We start from the raw sequence: 20,988 nt of genomic DNA on the forward strand, positions 1-20,988 counted from the left end.
CGGCTGGCGACCCGGCCCCGGCGTGACCTCTGCCAGCCATGGCCAACAACCGACGATCGCCGTGGTCCTGAAGGGCTATCCCCGCCTGTCCGAGACCTTCATCGCCCAGGAAATCCGGGCGCTGGAAGTGGCCGGGCTGCCGCTTCGGCTGGTATCGCTGCGCCATCCCACCGATACCCGGGTCCATCCGGTCCATCGCGAAATCACCGCCGGGGTCCGCTATCTGCCGGAATATCTCCATCAGGAGCCGTTCCGCGTGCTGCGCGGCCTGCGGCGTGCCGCCCGCCTGCCGGGCTTCGCCCGGGCCCGGGACGTCTGGCTGCGCGATCTTGCCCGCGACCGGACCCGCAACCGCATCCGCCGCTTCGGCCAGGCGGCCGTGCTCGCTGCCGAGCTGGAAGAAGATGTGGCGATGATCTACGCCCATTTCCTTCACACCCCGGCCTCGGTCGCCCGCTATGCCGCGATCATGCGCGGCCTGCCCTGGTCGGTCTCGGCCCATGCCAAGGACATCTGGACCAGCCCGGATTGGGAAAAGGCCGAAAAGCTGGCGGATTGCGCCTGGGCCGTCACCTGCACCGCCACCAATCGCGACCATCTGGCGTCGCTCGCCCCCGACGGCCGGGTGCAGCTGCTTTATCACGGCCTCGACCTCTCGCGTTTTCCCGATCCTGGGTCACAGCCGGCGGGACCGGACGGCACCGACCCGGCCCGCCCGGTCATCCTGGTGGGCGTCGGCCGGCTGGTGGAGAAGAAGGGCTGGGACACCGTGCTCGATGCCCTGGCCCGGCTGCCGGCGGATCTCGCCTGGCGCTTCGTCCATATCGGCGGCGGGCCGCTCAAGGACCGGCTGAAGGATCAGGCCGCCCGTCTCGGTCTCGCCGACCGCATCGACTGGCTGGGTGCCCGCGCCCAGGCCGAGGTGATCGAGGCCTATGGCCGGGCCGATCTCTTCGTGCTCGCCAGCCGCATCGCGGGCGACGGCGACCGCGACGGCCTGCCCAATGTCCTGATGGAAGCCCAGTCCCAGCGCCTGGCGGTGGTGGCGACGCGGGTTTCGGCCATCCCCGAATTCATCGACGACGGCGAAAACGGCCGGCTGGTGGCGCCCGATGATGCCGCCGGCCTGTCGGCGGCGCTCGCATCCCTGATCCGCGATCCGGCCCGCCGGGCGGCGATGGGCGCGGCCGGGCGCCGCAGGCTTGAAGGCGCCTTCTCGCTGACCGGCTCGGTCGGGCCGCTGATCGACCGGCTGCGGGCGGCGGTGGCGGCGCGCGGAGGCCGCTGATGCGGGTCGCCCTCTACTGCCCCCTGAAACATCCCGATCATCCGGTGCCGAGCGGCGACCGGCGGATGGCCCGCCAGATCCTGGCCGCCCTGCGCCATGCCGGCCATGAGACCGAGGCCGCCTGCCGCTTCGGCAGCCGCGACGGCCGCGGCGACCCGGACCGGCAGGCGCGGATCGCGCGCATCGGCACCGCCCTCGGCCAGATGCTGGCCCGTCGCTACATGCGCCCCGCCGCCGCCGCCGCGCGCCCCGATGCCTGGATCACCTATCACCTTTATCACAAGGCGCCGGATTACCTGGGGCCGGTGGTCGCGGCCGCCCTCGACATCCCCTATCTGGTGATCGAAGCGTCGGATGCGCCCAAGCGCGCGACCGGCCCCTGGCAGGCCGGCTTTCACGCCGCCCGCCATGCCCTCGCCGCCGCCGATCTGGTGATGCCGATGACCAGGCTCGATGCCGTCTGCCTGGGGCGCCTGCTGCCGGCGGACCGGCTTCGCCTGCTGCCGCCCTTTCTGGACGATATCGGCCTGTTTCAGGCCGCCCGTGCCGATCGCGACCGGGCCCGTGCCCGGCTTGCCGCCGCGGCCGGGCTGGATCCGGCGCGGCCCTGGCTGCTGGCGGTCGGCATGATGCGGGCCGGCGACAAGCTCGACAGCTACCGCGTGATCGGCCGCATGCTCGCCGATCCGGCGCTCGCCGCGACACCGCTTCATCTGCTGGTCGCAGGCGACGGCCCCGCCCGGGCCGAGGTGACGGCGGCACTCGAACCCACAGCCGCCGGCCGGGTGCATTTCCTGGGGGCGCTTGCCCCCGCCCCCCTGGCCGCGGCGATGGCGGCATCCGATATCCTGGTCTGGCCGGCGGTGCGCGAAGCCTATGGCATGGCGATGCTCGAAGCCCAGGCGGCGGGGCTGCCGGTGGTTGCCGGTCGCACCGGCGGCGTGCCCGATGTGGTGGATGACGGGGTGACCGGCCTTCTGGCCCCGCCGGAAGACGCCGCCGCCCTCGCCGCCCTCACCCGGCGGCTGATCGACGACCGGGAGACCCGCGCCCGGCTGGCCGCCGCGGCGGGCCGGCGTGCGGCCGGCCGCGATCTGGCCGCCGCCACAGCGGCACTCGACGACGCGCTGGCCGCCGCCGCACGCAACCATGCGGCGCAACGGGCGCCCCGGCCCATGGAGGAGACGAGATGACCGGACCTACCCGCCCGACCACCGGCGGTATCATCCTGGCCCTGATCCGCCATGGCCGCACCGACTGGAACGACCAGGGCCGCATGCAGGGCCGGCACGACCTGCCGCTCAACGACCGGGGCCGCGCCGAGGTGACCGGCTGGCAGGTGCCCGCCGCCATCGCCACCGCCTATGACTGGTACACCTCGCCCCTCCTCCGGGCGCGCGAGACGGCGGCCCGGCTGGGGGCGCCCGGCGCCCGGGTGGCGCCCGAACTGGTCGAAATGGCCTGGGGCATCTGGGAGGGCCGGCGGCTGGAAGATCTGCGCCGAGAGCAGCCCGACCGCATGGCCCTGATGGAAGCCCAGGGGCTGGATTTCCGCCCGCCCGAGGGCGAAAGCCCGCGCGATGTCCAGCGCCGGCTGAAGCCCTGGCTGGCGGCCATCGGCACCCATGGCCGCAATGTCGTGGCCGTCACCCACAAGGGCGTGATCCGCGCGATCTATGCCGCGGCCACCGGCTGGCCGATGCTGGGCAAGCCGCCGGAAAATCTCGCCTGGGATGCCACCCATCTGTTCCGGGTCGACGAGACCGGCGCCGTCGCCGTGCATCACCTGAATCTGAAGCTCGTCTGAGGACGCCAGACCACATGACCGACGCCACCACCAGCCGCACCGATCGTCCGCGCATCCTGCTCTATGTCCAGCACCTGCTCGGCATCGGCCATCAGAAGCGGGCGGCGACCCTGACCCGGGCGCTGGAAGCGGCCGGCTTCGCCGTCACCTATGTCAGCGGCGGCTTTCCGGTGCGCGGGCTGGATACCGGCCCGGCCGATTTCGTCCAGCTGCCGCCGGCCCGGGCGGTCGACAAGTTCTTCAAGGTGCTGGTCGGCCCCGACGGCCAGGTGATCGACGATGCCTGGCGCGCCCGGCGCCGCGATCATCTGGTGGCGATCGTCGAACGTCTGCAACCGGTGGCGGTGATCACCGAACTCTTCCCCTTCGGCCGCCGCCAGCTCGCCTCGGAAATCGTGCCGATGGTGGAAGCCGCGCGGGCACTGCCCCGCCCGGCGCTGATCGTCTCCTCGGTGCGCGACATCCTGGTCGAGCCGCCGAAGGAAGAGCGCCGCCGCGAGATGCTGTCCCGGGCGCGGCGCTATTACGATCTGGTCATGGTCCACGGCGATCCGGCGCTGGTGCCGTTCGAGCGCACCTTCCCGCTGATGGCCGAGGTCTCGGATCTCGTCCGCTATACCGGTTATGTCGTCGACCGGGCACGCGAGACGGCGCCCCCGCCCGGTGGCAGCGCGCAGGACGGCCGGGACGAGGTGCTGGTTTCCGCCGGCGGCGGCGCCGTCAGCGAGGCGCTGTTCCGCGCCGCCATCGCCGCCCGCGCCCTTCCCTCGCCTGCCCTCGCCCGCCGGCGCTGGCGGCTTCTGGTGGGCTGGAACCTGGCCGATCCGGTGCTGGACGATCTCAGCCGTGTGGCGGCAGAGGCCGACGCCACCGGTTTCGTGGTGGAGCGTGCCCGCCCCGATTTCGTCGCCATGCTGGGGCGCGCCGCCCTTTCGATCTCCCAGGCCGGCTACAACACCCTGCTCGAGGTGATCGAGAACCGGGTGCCGGCCGTGGTGGTCCCCTATGCGGGCGGGCTTGAAACCGAACAGGGGCTGCGCGCCGGCCTGGTCGCCGAGCGCGGCCTGGTCGAGGTGGTCGACGAAGAGACCCTCACTGCCGAAGGGTTGGCCGCTGCCGCCGATCGCGCCCTCGCGGCCGAACGGGACTGGCCGCGGCTCGACATGGACGGAGCCGCCGCCTCGGCACGGCTGCTGCACGACCGGCTGGCGGCCAGGGGATAGCATCGGATGGCTGCCGACCCCTGGGCCGATCTCACCGCCGAACTGGATGCCTGGGCTGCGGCCGGCCGGGCGGCGAGCTTCTGGTGGCGCGACGACGATGCCACCGCGCCCTCGCCCGCGCTCGACCGGCTGCTCGGCCGCGCCGAGGCCTGCGGCGTGCCGCTGGCCCTGGCGGTGATCCCGGCCACGGCCGGGCCTGCCCTCGGCGATCGCCTGGCGACGGCACCCGCCGGGATCCGGGTGCTGGTCCATGGCTGGTCGCATGGCAATCATGCCCGGCCCGACAAGAAGAAATCCGAACTCGCCTGCGGCCGGCCGATGGCAGAGATGACCGCCGATCTCGCCCGTGGCCGCGCCCGCCTGGACGAGTTGTTCGGTCCCCGCCTGCTGCCGGTCCTGACCCCGCCCTGGAACCGGCTGCCAGTTCCCCTGATCCGGGAGCTGCCGGCGATCGGCATCAACGGTCTCAGCCGGTTCAAACCGCGCAAGACCCGCTCTCCGGCGCCGGGGGTGGTAGAGGTCAACACCCATATCGACCCGATCGACTGGCATGGCGGCCGTGGCTTCACGGGCGAGGTCGCAGCCCTGGGCGCCATTACCGCACATCTGGCCGCCCGTCGCACCGGCCGGGCCGATCCGACGGAGCCGACCGGCCTGCTGACCCATCATCTTGTGCACGACCAGGCACTGGATGGGTTTCTCGACCGCCTGATGGCCCATTTTGCGGCCCATCCGGCCGTGACCTGGCCGGATCTGCAGACCGTTTTCGCCGCCTGATCCCGGCTGGTGCGACGCAACATGTCGATGGTGGTCCACCTCGGCGCAGAACGGCTTGCAAGGCGCGGGGGGCAACGGGCATCCTATCGACGGCGCGACATGGGGATCGCGCAACGCCGAGGATGATCCGGACCGGTGACCTTTTCCACGACGTCGCTTCCGACCACGCCGGAGACTGCCATGGACCTGACCGGCAGGCCCGCGCCGGCATGCGCGGTGGCCGCCGCCCTGCCGCGGTTGCGTCACCGGCCGGGCCCCCTGATCGCCGATCTTGCCCGCGCGGCCGCCGGCGGTGCGGTGATCGCCCTGCCTCTGCTGGTGGTCGATGGCATGAACGGCGTGCTGCAGCTGGCCCTGATCGCGCTGGTGCTGCTGTTCGCCGCCTTCGCGGTTCAGCGCGGGCTCAAGCTCACCGAAAGCTGGACGGCGGAGGGCCATCACATCGTCCGTCGCGGCGCCATCGGCCAGAGCCGGCTGGATCTCGCCCGCCTCAGGACCTTCCGGCTGGAACATTTCGCCCCCCGCAAGGGTGCGGGCTGGTTCCGCCTGCGCCTGGTCGACGACGGCGGGGTGCGGCTTGCGGCTGAAGACACGCTTGAAGACTTCCACCGCCTCGTCGCCCTGGCCCTGGCTGCGGCCGAAGCCCGCGCCCTGCCGCTCGACGACGTCACCACCCATAATCTGGCGGCGCTCGGCCTCGCCCGGGGGATCGCATGAGCGGCCGGCGCCATGCCTGGCCGCAGCCGCGGCCGCTGCTGTCGGTGCGCGATCTGGTCGTGCGCTTTCATCTGCCCGAAGGGCCGCTGACCGCGGTCGACGGCGTGTCCTTCACCATCAATCCGGGCCGGATCACCGCGCTGGTCGGCGAGAGCGGCTCGGGCAAGAGCGTGCTGACCCAGGCGGTGATGGGCCTGCTGCCGTCCATCGCCCGGATCGAGGGTGGGGCCGCGGTCTTCACCGACCCGCTCGACGGCCAGGCCACCGATCTTGCGACGCTTGCCCCCACCGGCCGGACGATGCGCCGGATCCGGGGCGGCCGCATCGGCATGATCTTTCAGGAGCCGATGAGCGCATTGTCGCCGCTGCACACGCTCGGCGACCAGATCACCGAGGCGGTGCGGCTGCATCTGAACGAAGATGCCGCAGCGGCGCGCGAGATCGCCGCCGACATGCTGCACAAGGTGGGCTTCCCGAACCCCAAAGCCGCCCTCGACCGCTACCCGTTCGAACTGTCGGGTGGTCTGCGTCAGCGCGGCGTGATCGCCATGGCGCTTGCCGCCCGGCCGGCACTGGTCATCGCCGACGAGCCGACCACGGCGCTCGACGTCACGCTTCAGGCCCAGATCCTGAAACTGCTCCGCGACCTGCAGGACGAACTGGGCATGGGCGTGCTGCTGATCACCCATGATCTGGGTGTGGTCTCAAGCCTGGCCGACGACATGGTGGTGCTCTATCGCGGCAAGGTGATGGAGGCGGGCCCTGCGGCCGAGCTGATCCGCAAGCCGGAACATCCCTATCTGAAGGCCCTGCTCGGCGCCGTGCCGCGGATCGGCATGGACCGAACGGAACGGCTGGTGCCGCTGCGCGAAATCGCCCTCGATCCCCGCCTGGCGGCGGATGTGGTGGGGCGTCAGGGCACCGGCCCGAAAGCGGCCGCCGACACGCCGCTGCTCGCGGTCGAGGGGTTGACCAAACGCTTCACCAGCCGCGGCACCGGACTCTTCGCCCGCGGCGGCGGCAGCAGCGTGACCGCGGTCGACCATGTCTCCTTCAGCGTCGGCCGGGGCGAAAGCGTCGGCCTGGTCGGCGAAAGTGGCTGCGGCAAGACCACCACCTCGCGCATGCTGCTGGGCGCGATCCGTGCCGATGAAGGCCGGATCCTGTTCCAGGGTGATCATGATGCCGCGCCGACCGACCTCGCCGCCCTCGACGACGGCGGCTGGATCCCGTTCCGCAAGCGTCTGCAATACGTTTTCCAGGACCCGTTCCACTCGCTGAACCCGCGGATGACCGTGTTCGACATCATCGCCGAACCGCTGGAGATCCACGGGGTCGGCACCGCGAAAGAGCGCGCCGAGCGGGTGAAGGCGCTGATGAAGATGGTGGGTCTGGATATCCGCCATCTCCGCCGCTATCCGCACAGCTTCTCGGGCGGCCAGCGTCAGCGCATCGGCATCGCCCGCTCGCTGGCACTCGGCCCGGAACTGCTCATCCTGGACGAGCCGGTCTCGGCCCTCGACGTGTCGGTCCAGGCCCAGGTGCTGAACCTGCTCAAGGATCTGCAGGATGCGCTGGGCCTCGGCTATCTGTTCATCTCCCACAATCTGGCGGTGGTCGACTATATGTGCGACCGCATCCTGGTGATGTGTGCAGGCCGGATCGTCGAGAGCGCGCCTCGCGAACGCCTGTTCGAAGATGCCCGCCATCCCTATACCAAGGCGCTGATCGCCGCGGTGCCCGAAGCCGATCCCGACCGGCCGCTCGACTTCGCGGCCCTGATGGATGGCCGCGCCTCGGATCCGGCGGCCTGGCCCGAGCCCTGGCGGCTGGCGCCGGGCGGGCCCTCGGTGATGGACGAGGTGACGCCCGGCCATTTCGTCCGGGTGGCCGCAAGCGCGGAGGCCGCGGCATGATCTGCCTCACGCGTCTTGCCGGCATCCTGGCCGCAGCCGCCCTGCTCGCCTTCGGCGCACCCGCACGCGCCGCGGCCGGCGACGATGCCGGGCCCGCGATGGGCAGCATCATCGAGATGATGATCTCGCCCAGCGCGCCCATGCCGGCACAGCTGATCGAGCCGCCGGTGCTTGAACAGCAGGTGACGGAGGGCAAGCTGCCGCCGATGGCCGAGCGTCTGCCCAAGATACCGGCGGTCGACGACCTCGTCGGCCCCGATCTCAGCCCCGGCCGCTATGGCGGCAGCTGGACGATGCTGGTCGGCCGGCCCAAGGATGTGCGCATGGCGCTGGTCTACGGCTATGCCCGGCTGGTGCGCTACACCCGCGATTTCTCGTTCGAGGCCGATATCCTGCGGGAGATGGATGTCCAGGACGGGCGGATCTTCACCCTGCATCTGCGCCCCGGCCATCGCTGGTCCGACGGCGAGCCCTTCACGGCCGAAGATTTCCGCTATTACTGGGAGGATGTGGTCAACAACAAGAAGCTCTATCCGGCGGACCCGCCGCGCGAGCTTCTGGTCGATGGAGAGCCGCCGCGCTTTACCGTGATCGACCAGACCACCATCCGCTATGAATGGTCGAAGCCCAATCCGCGCCTGCTGCCGGCCATCGCCGGGCCGCTGCCGCTGACGCTCTACCGGCCGGCGCACTATCTGCGCCAGTTCCACGAACGCTATGCCGATCCCGACAAGCTTGCGGCGATGATCGAAAAGCGCAAGCAGTCGAGTTGGGCGGCGCTGCACAACCGCATGGACACGGCGACCGATTTCAGCAATCCGGACTTCCCGACCCTGCAGCCCTGGCGGCTGCTGACAGCGCCGCCGGCGGTGCGGTTCCTGGTCGAGCGCAACCCCTATTACCACCGCATCGACCTGAACGGCCGCCAGCTGCCCTATCTGGACCAGATGGCGATCGACATCGTTGACGGAAAGCTGATCGCAGCGCGGGCCGGCACCGGTGACGCCCTGCTCCAGGCGCGCGGGCTGGATTTCACCGACTACACCTTCCTGAAGGCGGGCGAAAAGCGCTCTGACTACAAGGTGTCGCTGTGGCGGACGGGACGCGGGGCCCATCTGGCGCTCTACCCCAATCTCAACGCCCGGGATCCGGGCTGGCGGACCCTGTTCCGCGATGCACGCTTCCGCCGGGCCCTGTCGATGGGCGTCGACCGGCACGAGATCGATGCGGTGCTCTATTACGGCCTGACCATCGGCGGCGGCAACAGCGTGCTCGACGAAAGCCCGCTGTCGCGCCCGGGCTATCGGAAGGTCTGGGCCAACCACGATGTCGACCGGGCCAACAAGCTGCTCGACGATATGGGTCTCGACAAGCGCAACGAGCGCGGCATCCGGTTGATGCCCGATGGCCGGCCGCTGGAGCTGGTGATCGAGACCGCGGGTGAAAGCACCGAGCAGATGGACGTGCTGGAACTGCTCCACGATCAGTGGTTGCAGCTCGGCATCAAGACCTATGCGCGGCCGATGCAGCGCGACCTGTTCCGCAACCGGATCTTCGCCGGCGATACCCTGATGAGCGTCTGGTTCGGCATGGAAGCCGGTCTCGCCACCGCCGAGACCGACCCGTGGGAGCTGGCGCCGGTCAGCCAGCAATCGCTGCAATGGCCGAAATGGGGCCAGTATTTTGAGACCGGCGGCCGGTCGGGCGAAGCGCCCGACATGGAAAAGCCCGAACAGCTGCTGGCGCTCTACAAGGACTGGACGGTGGCGCCGTCCTCGGCCGACCGTGCGCGGATCTGGCGGGAGATGCTCGCGATCAACGCCGATCAGGTCTACACCATTTCTCTGGTCGCAGGCGTGTTGCAGCCGGTGGTCGCCAATCGGCGCCTGCGCAACCTGCCCGATCGGGGGCTCTACAACTGGGATCCGGGATCGCATTTCGGCCTCTACCGGCCGGAGCGTTTCTGGCTCGACAACTGACGGGCGCCCGACGACCGATCGGGCTCAAGATCCACCGCGACAGCTGAGGGGCACCACAGAACCCCGCGGCGGATCCAGGAGGGGGAGCAAGGCAAGCGATGTTCGCCTACATCGCGCGGCGGTTGCTGATGATGATACCGACGCTGATCCTGATCAGCATCCTGGTCTTCGTCATCATCCAGCTGCCGCCCGGCGACTATCTGACGACGCAGCTTGCCGAGCTGGCGGCCCAGGGTGAGGCAGCCAGCCAGGCCAAGATCGAGTTTCTGCGCGCAGAATACGGGCTCGACCTGCCGCTCTGGGAACAGTACATCCGCTGGGCCTCGGGCCTGCTGGTCGGCGATCTCGGTTACTCCTTCGAATATCAGCTGCCGGTGGCCGAGGTGGTCGGCGACCGCCTGTGGCTGACCATGCTGGTGTCGTTCGCCACCATCATCTTCTCCTATGCCGTCGCCTTCCCGATCGGCATCTATGGCGCCATCCGCCAGTACAGCGCGCTCGACCACGGCCTGACCCTCGTCGGCTTTCTGGGCCTCGCCACCCCCAATTTCCTGCTGGCCCTGGTGCTGCTCTATCTGTCGAACATCTGGTTCGGCACCTCGATCGGCGGGCTGATGGACCCGGAATATCTCGACCAGCCGCTCAGCTGGGCCAAGTTCCTGTCGGTCATGGAGCATCTCTGGGTGCCGGTGGTGGTGATCGGCACCTCCAACACCGCCGGCATGATCCGCCGGCTGCGGGCCAATCTGCTGGACGAGCTGCGCAAGCAATACGTCACCACCGCGCGTGCCAAGGGCCTGCATCCCGCGAAGATCCTGGTCAAATATCCGCTGCGCATGGCGCTGAACCCGTTCATCGCGGATCTCGGCAATGTGCTGCCGCAGGTGGTCTCGGGTGCGGCGATCGTGTCGGTGGTGCTGTCGCTGCCGACCACCGGGCCGATGCTGCTGCGCGCGCTGCAGACCCAGGACATGTATCTGGCCGGGTCGTTCCTGATGTTCATGGCGCTGCTGACGGTGATCGGCGTGCTGGTGTCGGATCTGCTGCTCGCCCTGCTCGATCCGCGCATCCGCCTCGACGGAGGACGTTCGCGATGAGCGGCCCTGATCGCTACATCTCCCACGCCCCCTTCGACCCCGTTCATGACGAGGTCCTGACCCCGGCGCAGGAGAAATACTATCTCGCCTCGCAATGGCGGCTGATGTTCTGGCGGCTGCGCCGGCACAAGCTCGCCATGGCCTCGCTCTGGTTTCTGGGCTTCATCTATCTGGTGATGATTTTCGCCGAGCCTTTGAGCCCCTACAACCCCAACACCCGCCATATCGACAACATCCATGCCCCGCCGCAGACGGTGCATCTGTTCCACAATGGCGAGTTCGTCGGCCCCTTCGTCTATGGCACCCGCTATGCGCTGAACATGGACACCCTCACCCGGACCTATTCCGAAGACCGGGTGCGGCCGCTGCCGATCGGCTTCTTCTGTTCGGGAGAGCCCTACCGGCTCTGGGGGCTGATCCCGATGGATATCCGGCTGGTCTGTCCGCCAAAGGGCGGCACGCTGTTCCTGCTGGGCACCGACCGGCTGGGGCGTGACATGCTCTCGCGGGTGATCGAAGGTGCGCGGATCTCGCTGACCGTCGGTCTGATCGGCATCACCATCAGCTTCGCCCTGGGCATCCTGTTCGGCGGGCTCTCGGGCTATTACGGCGGCTGGGTCGATGCCGGCATCCAGCGGCTGATCGAGGTGATCCGCTCGTTCCCGGAGCTGCCCTTGTGGATGGCACTGTCGGCCGCCATGCCGGTCACCTGGCATCCGCTCTGGATCTTCATCGGCATCACCGTGATCCTGGGCCTGCTCGACTGGACGGGTCTTGCCCGGGCGGTGCGCTCGAAACTTCTGGCGCTGCGCGAGGAAGACTATGCCACCGCCGCCGTGGTCATGGGCGCCCGGCCCAGGCGGGTCATCCTGCGCCATCTTCTGCCCAATTTCATGAGCCATCTGATCGTCTCGGCCACGCTCACCATCCCGGCCATGATCCTGGGCGAGACCGCACTCTCCTTCCTGGGTCTCGGCGTGCGCGCGCCGCTGATCTCCTGGGGCGTGCTGCTGAACGATGCCCAGGACATCAACGTCGTCACCCAATATCCCTGGCTGCTGCTGCCGGTGGTGCCGGTGGTGCTGACAGTGCTTGCCTTCAACTTCCTGGGCGACGGGCTGCGTGATGCGGCCGACCCCTACCAGACCTGAACAGCCTGGAGGCCCCCAAAAAAGAACGCCGGCCACAGGATGGCCGACGTTCTTCATGTCGGAGGCGGGTTCAGCCTGGATCAGCAGGCCGCCATGCGGTCGGCTTCGTCGCCGGTCGCCAGCGACCGCATCCGCTCGGGGTCGAGCAGACGGACGGCATGGACGCCATCCAGCGAGATGATGCCGTCGCGCTTGAAGGCGGCGAGCGTCCGGCTGACGGTCTCGATCGTCAGGCCCAGATAGTCGCCGATATCGGTCCGGGTCATCGGCAGCGGCAGCGGGTCGTTCGCCTCGCCACGTGCCTCCAGCCGGTCATAGAGGCCCAGCAGGAACGAGGCCAGACGCTCGCGGGCGCTCTTGCGGCCCAGCAGCAACATCTGCTCGCGCGAGCGGGCGATTTCGTCCTGCGCGAGGCTCAGCAGACGGCGGCCCAGAACCGGGATCCGCTCCTGCAGGGTTTCGAAATCCCGGCGCCGGAAGCGGCAGACCGACACCCGGGTCAGGCTCTCGGCAGCCAGACCGCCCAGGCGGTCGTCGCCCAGGCCAAGAAAATCTCCGGGCAGCAGGAAGCCCAGAACCTGGGTCCGCCCGTCGGGCAGGCTCTTATAGAGCTTCGCCGTACCCGCGGTCACGTTGTACACATAGGGCGACCGCTCGCCTTCCTCGGCAAGCAGCGCATGGGCCGGCACCTCGATCCGCGACACGATCGACGCCACCGCCGACATCGCATCATGGCCGAGATCGCCGCAGAAAGTCAGGGCACGCACGTCGCAGGCATCACAATCGACACGCGAGCAGCTCGTAGGCGGCTGTCCGGAACTGGGCAGAAGGCGGCTGTCGTTCATGGCTCTCGGACCTTATCGTCTGGGGGCGCATCCGTTATATGCCGGGCGCCTTTGCGGGACCGTTAATGGACCGCGTGTTTGTTGCAGATCAAATCTATCATGGCTGCGGACGGTTTCAGAGTGACGTTTCGTCACGCTCCGGTCCCCCGGCATTGCATGCAACGCCGGGCTGGCACCCCAATCGGATCATGATCTGGCACCGGCTGATGTGCTAAACAGGGTCGCCGCACCCGCCGCATCCATCCTTTCCGGAGCGCTACCCCGTGACCCTTGGAGATGCCGTCGACGCCCTGGTTCTGGGCATTGTCGAAGGTCTGACCGAATTTGTGCCGGTCTCCAGCACCGGCCATCAGATCGTCGTCGCCGATCTGCTGAATTTCCGCGGCGACTTCGCCATCGCCTTCAACGTGATCATCCAGCTCGGCGCCATCCTGGCGGTCGTCTGGGAATATCGCGGAAAGATCGTCCATGTCGTCGCCGGCCTGCCCAGCGATCGCGAGGCGCAGCGTTTCACCCGCAACCTGCTGATCGCCTTCTTCCCGGCGGTCATTCTGGGGCTGCTCTTCGCCGACATCATCCAGGAATACCTGTTCAACCCGATCACGGTTGCAACGGCGCTGGTGATCGGCGGCCTGATCATCCTCTGGGCGGAGAAGCGGGACCACCGCGTCCGGGCAAATTCCACCGAGGAAATGCGCTGGTCGGATGCGCTGAAGATCGGGCTCTGTCAGTGCCTTGCGCTGATCCCGGGCACCTCGCGCTCGGGATCTACCATCATGGGCGGGCTGATTTTCGGCATGTCACGCAAGGCGGCCACCGAATTCTCCTTCTTCCTCGCCATCCCGACCATGATCGGCGCCACCGTCTACATGTTCCTCAAGCACGGCTCCACCCTGCTTGCGGGTGATCTGGGCGTGCTGGCGATCGGCTTCGTCACCTCCTTCATCTTTGCGATGATCGCGGTGCGCGGCCTGCTGAAATTCATCGGGCAGCACAGCTATGCCGTGTTCGCCTGGTATCGCATCGCCTTCGGCCTGTTCATCCTGGCCACCTGGGTGTTCGGCTGGATCGACTGGACCAGCGTCACCGACCTCTGACACCTCCCGAACCGCCCCGGCGGCCTCTCCGTTTTCAAACGGCTTTAGCGGAACCTGCGCTTGGGAGCAGGTTCCGCTTTTCTTTTGCGGGCATCGCCCGAGTTTTCTTTTGCGGGCATCACCCAAGGCGCATTCGGCATGGACCACCGCCGGACCGCACCGTCACGCCACGATGTTCTTTCAGGCCGGCGCGCATGACGCGTCTTCGGCAGAACCCCTTCAGGCGCCCGCGCTAACGTCGCGTCAGCAGGCAGGCCCCGCATGCCGATGGTGAACGATCGCCGGGATGACGAGGCCGGGTTGAACATGCTGACGTGAAAGGATGCGACATGCTGAGGATCGATCGTGTATCCCCGGCGCTGGTCCGGATGACCATCGACAGGCCGCCCGCCAATGCGCTCACCCTGGATCTGATCCAGGCCCTGGCCGACGCCCTCGTCCGCTTCGGGGAAGAGGCCGAGGCACCGGCCGTGATATTGACCGGGGCCGGTCAGCGCTTCTTCAGTGCCGGCGGCGACATACGCGAAATCGAGACGCAGGCGGACATCGCGCTGCCCAGAATGCGCGTCTTCCACCATCTGCTGACCGTGCTCGAGAACTATCGCTGCCCGCTGCTCTGCGCCGTCAACGGCTATGCGGTGGGCGGCGCGCTGGAACTGGTGCTGTACGCCGATTACGTCGTGGCGAGCGAAGACGCCCGGTTCGGCTTCCCCGAAATCAATCATGGCCTGCTTCCGGCGGCGAAGGGCATGCGCCAGGCGATGAACCGCCTTGGGCGTCGGATGGCCGAGCGGCTCCTCTATTCCGGCGAACTGGTTTCGGCACCCGAGGCGCAGGCGATGGGCCTCGTCGACGAGGTCGTTCCGTCGCAGGATGTGCAGGATCGGGCCCGCGTCATGGCCGACGCCCTTCGTCTCAAGGACATGCATCTGTTCGCCGCGATCAAGCGGACCTTCAACGATGCGCCCCTCATGACCGACGCGCAGCTCGAAGCGCGCACCCTCAGCGACATGCAGGATTATCTGAGCCGCGCGGAGACCGCCGCGGCGCGCGAACGGTTCCTCCAGCGCAAGGCGAGGCAGACCCATGATTGACGGCGATCATCTCCGGCTTGAGTTCATGACCTCGCCCGAGGTCGCCCGTGCCGTCGAAAACGGCATGCGGACCATCGTCATCCCCTGCGGCGCGGTGGAGCAGCACGGGCCGCACCTGGCCCTCAGCGTCGACGCCGACCATGCGGAACACCTGGCCGTCCTGGTGGCCAAGGGTATCGGAGATGCGCTGGTTGCGCCGACCATAAGGGTCGGCTGCTCCTCCCATCATCTCGCCTTTCCCGGCACGATCTCGCTGCAGGACAGCACCTTCGAAATGATCTGCCGGGATTATTGCACCAGTCTGGCGCGGCACGGCTTCGACCGCATTCTCATTTTCTCGGCACATGTCGGCAATTTCCCGCCATTGGCCGGCATGCTGCCCCGGCTGCGATCGGCCGTGCCCGCCTCCTGCCGCGTCTCGGCATTCACCGATTCCAGGGCCTGGCTGGAACGGTGGCGCGATGCAGTCGAAGAAGCGGGGGGTGAGCCGATCAGGGTGGGCGGTCATGCGGATATCGCCGAAACCTCGCTGATGCTCGATATCCACCCCGAGCGGGTGCGTACCGCGAAGTACGAAGCCGGAAAACCGGGTCTTCTGTCGCAGAGCGATCTGGAACTGATGTGGCGCGACGGGCTTGCGGCCGTCAGCCCCAACGGCATCCTGGGCGACCCCGACGGATCCTCGGCAGCGATCGGCAGGCACTGCATCGAGCGGATCGCCGCCCTCCTCGTCGCGGGCTTTTCCGAAGGCGATCGGGCGTAACCGGGCCGATCCTCCGCCCGCCAAACAATATTCCGAACACCCGGCAAACCTCGCGGATCTTCGGCAGCTTCTGCTGCGGGCTTCGTGACAAGCTTCCAGTCATTAGAGGGGTATTCCAAACAAACCCGAGAGGGCATCCCAAAATGGCAGTCAAGTTCGGCTTCTGGTCCGAGCAGGAAACTCTGGTCGGCCAGAGTTATGCGCGCCGGCTTCATGAGCTTGTCAAGGAAGCGGTCTTCGCCGAGAAGATGGGTTTCGACATCGTCAGCCTGTCCGAACAGCATGTCGCACTGGGCGGGATTTCCAGCTCCGCGCCCGAGGTCGTCTATGGCTACCTCGCGGCGGTCACGTCCCGGATCCGGCTGCGGCCGGCGGTCTCGCTGATGCCGAAGAAGATCAATCACGCGCTGCGCACGGCAGAGCGTGCCGCGGTCACCGACATCCTGTCCAACGGGCGCATGGAGTTGTATTGCGGCCGTGCGAACACCACGATCGCGATGCGGGCCTTCAATGTGGAGCCTGCTGAAACCCTTGCGCAGATGGAAGAAGGGATCGCGCTCATCCGCGAAGCCTTCAGCAAGGACATCTTCACCTTCCAGGGCGAGCACTACCAGGTTCCGCCCCGCATGCTGGTCCCGAAGCCGCTCCAGAAGCCCTATCCGCTGATGGGCATCGCCGCGACCAGCGAGCGCAGTCACGTCTGGGCGGCCCATCAGGGGCTCGCGGTCCTCAGCCACACGCTCTATCAGGGCTGGGAGGCGCAGGCGAAGATGGTGGAAGCCTATCGGTCGAACTGGCGCCGGGATCCTAACGGTCCCCTCGACCGTCCGCGTCTCGGCATGCCGGTGTTCCTCGGCATCGCCGAAACCGATCAGGCGGCGAAGAACATCTATGCCGAGCCGCTGATGCACTACGCCCGGATCTCGACCGATGCCTATCCCCGGCTCGCCAAGATCGCGGACGACTACGCCTATATGGGTGAAGGGCTGGAAGCCCTCCAGCGCGCGGCCACCGATTGGAATTATCTCCTGAACGACTCGGCCAGCCTGGTCTGCGGCAGCCCGGATACGGTCATCCGTCAGTTGGAACGGTTCATCGATGCCGGCGCCGAAGAAATTCTGTTCCACATCGACTCGGTTTCGCATCACGAGATCATGAAAGCGATCGAGCTGGTCGGCCGCTATGTCATTCCTCACTTCAATGACCGGAACAACGTCGTGCGCCCGACGGACGAGATCCTCGACCGGATTCGCATGATGCGCAAGACCGGCCCTTCGGCCTGACAGCCTGCCGACCGATCTGGAGAGTCTCATGACCGACAAGACCTATTCGGGCCTGCTCGTCGAGAAGCGTGCGAGCGGCGTGGCCGTCATCACCCTGAACCGGCCCGAAATTCTGAACGCCATCGACTGGCCGATGCACGCCGCGCTGGAAGAGGTGTTCGCCGATCTCGACAACGACCCGGCCGTCAGGGCCATCGTGCTCACCGGTGCGGGGCGGGGCTTCTGTTCAGGCGGCGATCAGAACGCGCTCGACGACGACGTGGGAACGATTTCCGCCACCCGCTCCGGGCGTCATCTCATCCGCAACATGCTCGAACTGGAATCGCCGCTGATCGCCGCCGTGAACGGGGTTGCCGTCGGCCTTGGTGCCACGCTCGCACTGTTCTGCGATGTCGTCTTCGCAGAACCCGGCGCGCGCTTCGCCGACACCCATGTGACGGCCGGCGTGGTTGCCGGAGATGGCGGTGCGGTGATCTGGCCGCTCCTTCTGGGGCCGGTCCGGGCGAAACACTATCTGATGACCGGCGACTTCATTTCGGCGGAGGACGCGGCAGCGGCCGGCATGATCAACAAGGTGGTACCGCAAGGCACCGTCGTCGAGCATGCGATCCGCTATGCAGAGATGCTGGCATCCGGCCCACGCGACGCCATCGTCTGGACCAAATACGCCGTCAACAAGCTGATCAAGGATCAGGTTCATCTGAACCTCGACACGGCTGCGGCGCTCGAAATGCTCACCTTCAACAGCCCTGAGCGCAGAGACGCCGTCTCCACGTTCCGCGAGAAGCGCAAGCGCTTCGCAGAAGGTGGCTACTGACATGGGCGGGCCACACGCGTTTTCTCCAGCTGCCCCCTCTGCCACTGCTCCTTCACCGATGCCCCCCGAAGACGGGACGCTGCCGTCGCTGCTTCGTGACCGCCGCGACAGAATGGGCAAGGACGTCGCCTTCTTTCAGAAGCGGGCCGGCTCGTGGCACGCCTCGACCTGGGATGACTATGCAAGGCAGGTCGCCTGCCTGTCGCGTGCCCTCCTGGATCATGGCCTGCAGAAAGGGGACCACGTCGCCATCATCGGCGACGTCTCGCAGGAATGGGTCATCGCCTTCATGGCGACGGCCTGTTCCGGCGGCGTGGCGGTCGGGATCTATTTCACCTCGTCGACAGAGGAGGTGGAATATTTCCTGGAAGACTCCGGCAGCAAATTCGTCTTCGTTGCCGGCGAGAAGGAACTCGACGTCCTCCTGCGCAGCCGGCAGGCGGCGACGCTCAAAAAGATCGTGGTGTTCGATCCCACGGTTCCGTCCCTTTGCAACATCGTGACGCTGTCGCAGTTCTCCGCGCCGGCTTCGGCCTGTGCCGCGTTGCTCGACGATCAGGCCGGCCTGGCACGTCCCGGCGACAATGCCTGCATCGTCTACACCTCGGGGACGACCGGCAATCCCAAGGGCGCGATCCTCACCCACCGGTCGCTGATCCAGGGGGCCGCGACCACCCGAAGCTATTGCCCGGCCCTCTACCGCGACCCCCAGCGGGTTGTCGTCCATCTCCCGCTCTCTCATGTCGTGGGGCTCGGACAGGGGATCGTCTTTCCCCTCATCAGCAGGGTGACGCCCTATTTCGGCGAGACCGGTGCCGACTTCGCGGCGACCATTCAGGACGTGAAACCGACCTACTGGATGGCGCCGCCGCGTTTTTATCAACGCTATGCCGCCGAACTGGTCAGCAGGATCAATGCATCCTCGTCGGCACGGAAGACGTCCTATCACTTCGCGATGTCGATCGCACAGAAGGCCCTTGCGGATCGCCAGGCGGACGGCCCCGATGACCCGTTTCTCCAGGCGCTTTTCGCCACCTGTCGCGATCAGATCTTTCTGCCGCTTCTGGCGGAGATCGGGCTCGACCAGCTGACGTCTCCCTATACCGCATCCGCACCGATGCCGCCGGACGTCATGAAGCTCTGGCAGACATGGGGTGTGAATCTCAAGGAAGCCTATGGCCAGACCGAACTGGTCGGGGCCAATGTCGCCCAGATGCGCGACTGGTCGACGCCCGGCACGATCGGCGTGCCGATCGCGGATCCCCGCTGGAAGACGCGGGTCGCCGGCGACGGCGAAATGCTGGTCGCGGGGCCCGGTCTGTTCATCGGCTATCTGAACAAGCCCGAGGAGACGCTGGAGGCGCTCCGTGACGGATGGCTGCACACAGGTGATGTCGTTCAACTTCGCCCGGACGGCCTGCTGGCGATCATTGATCGGAAAAAGGAAATCATCAACACCTCCGGCGGCAAGTCGATCAGCCCGGCGCAGATCGAGAATGAATTGCGCCAGAGTCCGTACATCTCGGAAGCGGCGGTGTGCGGTGACGGGCGCAAATACCTCGTGGCCTTGATCGAGGTCGACCACATCGCGACCGCCGACTGGGCAAAAGACCGCGGCGAGGCCATCAACACATATTCGGATTTCTGTTCGTCGGAAGCCGTCATCCGCCTGATCGAGGGCGAAGTCGCCAAGGCGAACCAGAGACTGGCGCCTGTCGAACAGATCAAGTCGTTCCGGATCCTCCCCGAGGAACTGACGGCCGAGAACGGCGTGATGACTGCCACCAGGAAGAAGAAGCGGAAGGTCCTGAACGAACGCTATAAGGACCTCATCGATTCTCTCTATGACCATTCCGAAGACAGCCTGATCCGCAGCGCCCTCTCGAACACATGACGCGGTCGCATCGTGCCGCTCGAAGGATTGTCATGACAATGCTGTCCTGCACCTCACGCCATCCGTTCCTGTCCTCGACGGCAGAGATCATCGACGAGGCGCGCAATGGTCGGATGTTCATCCTTGTCGACGACGAGGACCGGGAGAACGAGGGCGATCTCGTCATTCCGGCGCAGATGGCGACGCCCGAGGCGATCAACTTCATGGCGTCACATGGCAAGGGTCTCATCTGCCTGGCGCTCAGCAAGCAACGGGTCGATCAGCTCGGCCTCAAACTGATGAGCGCCGAGAACGGCACGCGGCACGCGACGGCCTTCACGGTCTCGATCGAGGCGCGCGAGGGGGTTTCCACCGGCATTTCCGCAGCGGACCGGGCGCGGACCGTGGCGGTGGCGATCGACGCCGCCCGGGGCTCCGAACATCTCGTCTCCCCGGGCCACATATTTCCTCTGGTGTCCCGACCGGGCGGCGTGCTGGTCCGCGCCGGGCATACCGAGGCGGCGGTCGACGTCGCCCGGCTGGCCGGCCTCAACCATTCCGGCGTGATCTGCGAGATCATGAAGGAAGACGGCACGATGGCCCGTCTCGACGATCTCATCGCCTTTGCCCGCCGTCACGGGCTCAAGATCGGCACGATCCGCGACCTGATCGCCTATCGCCGCCGCCATGATCATGATGTCGAACGTGTGGTCACGGCGAAATTCGACAGCCGATGGGGCGGCACGTGGAGCGCCATCACCTTCCGCAGCACGGCGACCGGGACGGAAGCGATCGCGCTGGTGAAGGGCGTGATCGACGCGCGGCCGACCCTGGTGCGCATGCACCCGCTGGACGTCCTGTCGGACGTGCTGGGCCAGACCGGTGATCGCAGCGATATCGTCGCCCGGTCCATGGCCGACATCGCCGCGGAAGGCCGCGGCGTCATCGTGCTGTTCAGCCGCGATCTGCCGATGTCGCAGCTTCTTCGGGTGAAGTCGGGTGAGCCGATCGTGGATAAGACCGAGCTGCGCAATTATGGCATCGGCGCCCAGGTTCTGGCCGAGCTGGGCATTCACGACATGATCCTTCTCTCCAATTCGGAGCACACCCCGGTCGCCCTCAGGGGTTATGGCCTGAACATCGTGGAGCGCCGGACACTGCCGGTCGCCACCGCCACCCCGTGAAGCCGGTTCACCCGACATCCCGCACCCATGCTGAACGGCCGTGTCCGCAGTCACGATCGGGTCGACAGCATGTCATT

General features: G+C 67.2%; 18 protein-coding genes. 17 read left to right on the forward strand and 1 reads right to left on the reverse strand.

Features of this window, described 5'->3' with window-relative positions; genetic code table 11:
• The first annotated feature begins 22 nt into the window (after window positions 1-22).
• The 10 genes from CMO28_RS24340 (at window position 23) to CMO28_RS24385 (ending at window position 11,955) form a co-directional block, all read left to right on the forward strand.
• Window positions 23-1,288 (forward strand): glycosyltransferase, encoded by a 1,266-nt coding sequence (locus CMO28_RS24340; RefSeq protein ID WP_296718280.1) that lies wholly within the window; start codon window positions 23-25, stop codon window positions 1,286-1,288.
• On the forward strand, window positions 1,288-2,481 hold the full coding sequence (locus CMO28_RS24345) for a glycosyltransferase family 4 protein (RefSeq protein ID WP_296718283.1): 1,194 nt from the start codon (window positions 1,288-1,290) through the stop codon (window positions 2,479-2,481). Before CMO28_RS24340 ends, CMO28_RS24345 begins: the two co-directional genes overlap by 1 nt.
• Window positions 2,478-3,095, forward strand: a complete 618-nt coding sequence (locus CMO28_RS24350; RefSeq protein WP_296718286.1) for a histidine phosphatase family protein — start codon at window positions 2,478-2,480, stop codon at window positions 3,093-3,095. The genes CMO28_RS24345 and CMO28_RS24350 overlap by 4 nt, the downstream gene beginning before the upstream one ends.
• A gap of 14 nt (window positions 3,096-3,109) precedes the next feature.
• Entirely contained in the window at window positions 3,110-4,318 is a 1,209-nt protein-coding gene (locus CMO28_RS24355) for a glycosyltransferase family protein (RefSeq protein WP_296718288.1), read from the forward strand.
• Between the two features lie 6 nt (window positions 4,319-4,324).
• Window positions 4,325-5,095, forward strand: coding sequence for a polysaccharide deacetylase family protein (locus CMO28_RS24360; protein ID WP_296718291.1), 771 nt, complete (start codon window positions 4,325-4,327; stop codon window positions 5,093-5,095).
• Window positions 5,096-5,275: 180 nt separating this feature from the next.
• Entirely contained in the window at window positions 5,276-5,812 is a 537-nt protein-coding gene (locus CMO28_RS24365; protein ID WP_296718295.1) for a hypothetical protein, read from the forward strand.
• The gene (locus CMO28_RS24370) at window positions 5,809-7,728 is read left to right on the forward strand and encodes an ABC transporter ATP-binding protein (RefSeq protein ID WP_296718298.1); all 1,920 of its coding nucleotides are present in this window, start codon (window positions 5,809-5,811) and stop codon (window positions 7,726-7,728) included. The genes CMO28_RS24365 and CMO28_RS24370 overlap by 4 nt, the downstream gene beginning before the upstream one ends.
• A complete protein-coding gene (locus CMO28_RS24375) occupies window positions 7,725-9,707 on the forward strand; it encodes an ABC transporter substrate-binding protein (RefSeq protein WP_296718301.1) in 1,983 nt (660 codons plus the stop codon). The genes CMO28_RS24370 and CMO28_RS24375 overlap by 4 nt, the downstream gene beginning before the upstream one ends.
• Window positions 9,708-9,805: 98 nt before the next feature.
• Window positions 9,806-10,804, forward strand: a complete 999-nt coding sequence (locus tag CMO28_RS24380; protein WP_014745542.1) for an ABC transporter permease — start codon at window positions 9,806-9,808, stop codon at window positions 10,802-10,804.
• Window positions 10,801-11,955: an ABC transporter permease gene (locus tag CMO28_RS24385; protein WP_062761048.1), complete on the forward strand. Its 1,155-nt coding sequence runs from the start codon at window positions 10,801-10,803 to the stop codon at window positions 11,953-11,955. The genes CMO28_RS24380 and CMO28_RS24385 overlap by 4 nt, the downstream gene beginning before the upstream one ends.
• An 80-nt stretch (window positions 11,956-12,035) precedes the next feature.
• Here the strand turns inward: CMO28_RS24385 and CMO28_RS24390 are convergent, their stop codons facing one another.
• Entirely contained in the window at window positions 12,036-12,722 is a 687-nt protein-coding gene (locus CMO28_RS24390) for a helix-turn-helix domain-containing protein (protein WP_062761046.1), read from the reverse strand.
• 341 nt (window positions 12,723-13,063) lie between these two features.
• Here CMO28_RS24390 and CMO28_RS24395 point away from each other — a divergent pair, with 341 nt between their 5' ends.
• The 7 genes from CMO28_RS24395 to ribB all read left to right on the forward strand — a co-directional run bounded on the left by CMO28_RS24395 (window position 13,064) and on the right by ribB (window position 20,911).
• Entirely contained in the window at window positions 13,064-13,897 is an 834-nt protein-coding gene (locus CMO28_RS24395) for an undecaprenyl-diphosphate phosphatase (protein WP_014745545.1), read from the forward strand.
• Window positions 13,898-14,265: 368 nt separating this feature from the next.
• Window positions 14,266-14,991, forward strand: coding sequence for an enoyl-CoA hydratase/isomerase family protein (locus CMO28_RS24400; RefSeq protein WP_296718310.1), 726 nt, complete (start codon window positions 14,266-14,268; stop codon window positions 14,989-14,991).
• Window positions 14,984-15,754 carry a creatininase family protein gene (locus CMO28_RS24405; RefSeq protein ID WP_296718312.1) on the forward strand — a complete coding sequence of 257 codons (771 nt, stop codon included), beginning with the start codon at window positions 14,984-14,986 and terminating at the stop codon, window positions 15,752-15,754. The genes CMO28_RS24400 and CMO28_RS24405 overlap by 8 nt, the downstream gene beginning before the upstream one ends.
• A gap of 143 nt (window positions 15,755-15,897) precedes the next feature.
• Window positions 15,898-17,037 carry an LLM class flavin-dependent oxidoreductase gene (locus tag CMO28_RS24410; RefSeq protein WP_296718316.1) on the forward strand — a complete coding sequence of 380 codons (1,140 nt, stop codon included), beginning with the start codon at window positions 15,898-15,900 and terminating at the stop codon, window positions 17,035-17,037.
• Between the two features lie 28 nt (window positions 17,038-17,065).
• Window positions 17,066-17,854 carry an enoyl-CoA hydratase/isomerase family protein gene (locus tag CMO28_RS24415; protein ID WP_296718358.1) on the forward strand — a complete coding sequence of 263 codons (789 nt, stop codon included), beginning with the start codon at window positions 17,066-17,068 and terminating at the stop codon, window positions 17,852-17,854.
• Between the two features lie 58 nt (window positions 17,855-17,912).
• Complete coding sequence (locus CMO28_RS24420) at window positions 17,913-19,748, forward strand: AMP-dependent synthetase/ligase (RefSeq protein ID WP_296718360.1); 1,836 nt, start codon at window positions 17,913-17,915, stop codon at window positions 19,746-19,748.
• A 32-nt stretch (window positions 19,749-19,780) separates the two neighbouring features.
• On the forward strand, window positions 19,781-20,911 hold the full coding sequence (gene ribB / locus CMO28_RS24425; protein WP_296718362.1) for a 3,4-dihydroxy-2-butanone-4-phosphate synthase: 1,131 nt from the start codon (window positions 19,781-19,783) through the stop codon (window positions 20,909-20,911).
• Window positions 20,912-20,988 lie beyond the last annotated feature (77 nt).

Source organism: Tistrella sp., assembly GCF_002684955.1.
In the GTDB taxonomy this organism is placed as follows: Bacteria; Pseudomonadota; Alphaproteobacteria; order Tistrellales; family Tistrellaceae; genus Tistrella; species Tistrella mobilis.

Coding starts and splice junctions, on each gene's coding strand:
- CMO28_RS24345 (WP_296718283.1), top strand. CDS start 1,288: ATGCGGGTCGCCCTCTACTGCCCCCTGAAACATCCCGATCATCCGGTG.
- CMO28_RS24350 (WP_296718286.1), top strand. CDS start 2,478: ATGACCGGACCTACCCGCCCGACCACCGGCGGTATCATCCTGGCCCTG.
- CMO28_RS24355 (WP_296718288.1), top strand. CDS start 3,110: ATGACCGACGCCACCACCAGCCGCACCGATCGTCCGCGCATCCTGCTC.
- CMO28_RS24360 (WP_296718291.1), top strand. CDS start 4,325: ATGGCTGCCGACCCCTGGGCCGATCTCACCGCCGAACTGGATGCCTGG.
- CMO28_RS24365 (WP_296718295.1), top strand. CDS start 5,276: ATGGACCTGACCGGCAGGCCCGCGCCGGCATGCGCGGTGGCCGCCGCC.
- CMO28_RS24370 (WP_296718298.1), top strand. CDS start 5,809: ATGAGCGGCCGGCGCCATGCCTGGCCGCAGCCGCGGCCGCTGCTGTCG.
- CMO28_RS24375 (WP_296718301.1), top strand. CDS start 7,725: ATGATCTGCCTCACGCGTCTTGCCGGCATCCTGGCCGCAGCCGCCCTG.
- CMO28_RS24380 (WP_014745542.1), top strand. CDS start 9,806: ATGTTCGCCTACATCGCGCGGCGGTTGCTGATGATGATACCGACGCTG.
- CMO28_RS24385 (WP_062761048.1), top strand. CDS start 10,801: ATGAGCGGCCCTGATCGCTACATCTCCCACGCCCCCTTCGACCCCGTT.
- CMO28_RS24400 (WP_296718310.1), top strand. CDS start 14,266: ATGACCATCGACAGGCCGCCCGCCAATGCGCTCACCCTGGATCTGATC.
- CMO28_RS24405 (WP_296718312.1), top strand. CDS start 14,984: ATGATTGACGGCGATCATCTCCGGCTTGAGTTCATGACCTCGCCCGAG.
- CMO28_RS24410 (WP_296718316.1), top strand. CDS start 15,898: ATGGCAGTCAAGTTCGGCTTCTGGTCCGAGCAGGAAACTCTGGTCGGC.
- CMO28_RS24415 (WP_296718358.1), top strand. CDS start 17,066: ATGACCGACAAGACCTATTCGGGCCTGCTCGTCGAGAAGCGTGCGAGC.
- CMO28_RS24420 (WP_296718360.1), top strand. CDS start 17,913: ATGCCCCCCGAAGACGGGACGCTGCCGTCGCTGCTTCGTGACCGCCGC.
- ribB (WP_296718362.1), top strand. CDS start 19,781: ATGACAATGCTGTCCTGCACCTCACGCCATCCGTTCCTGTCCTCGACG.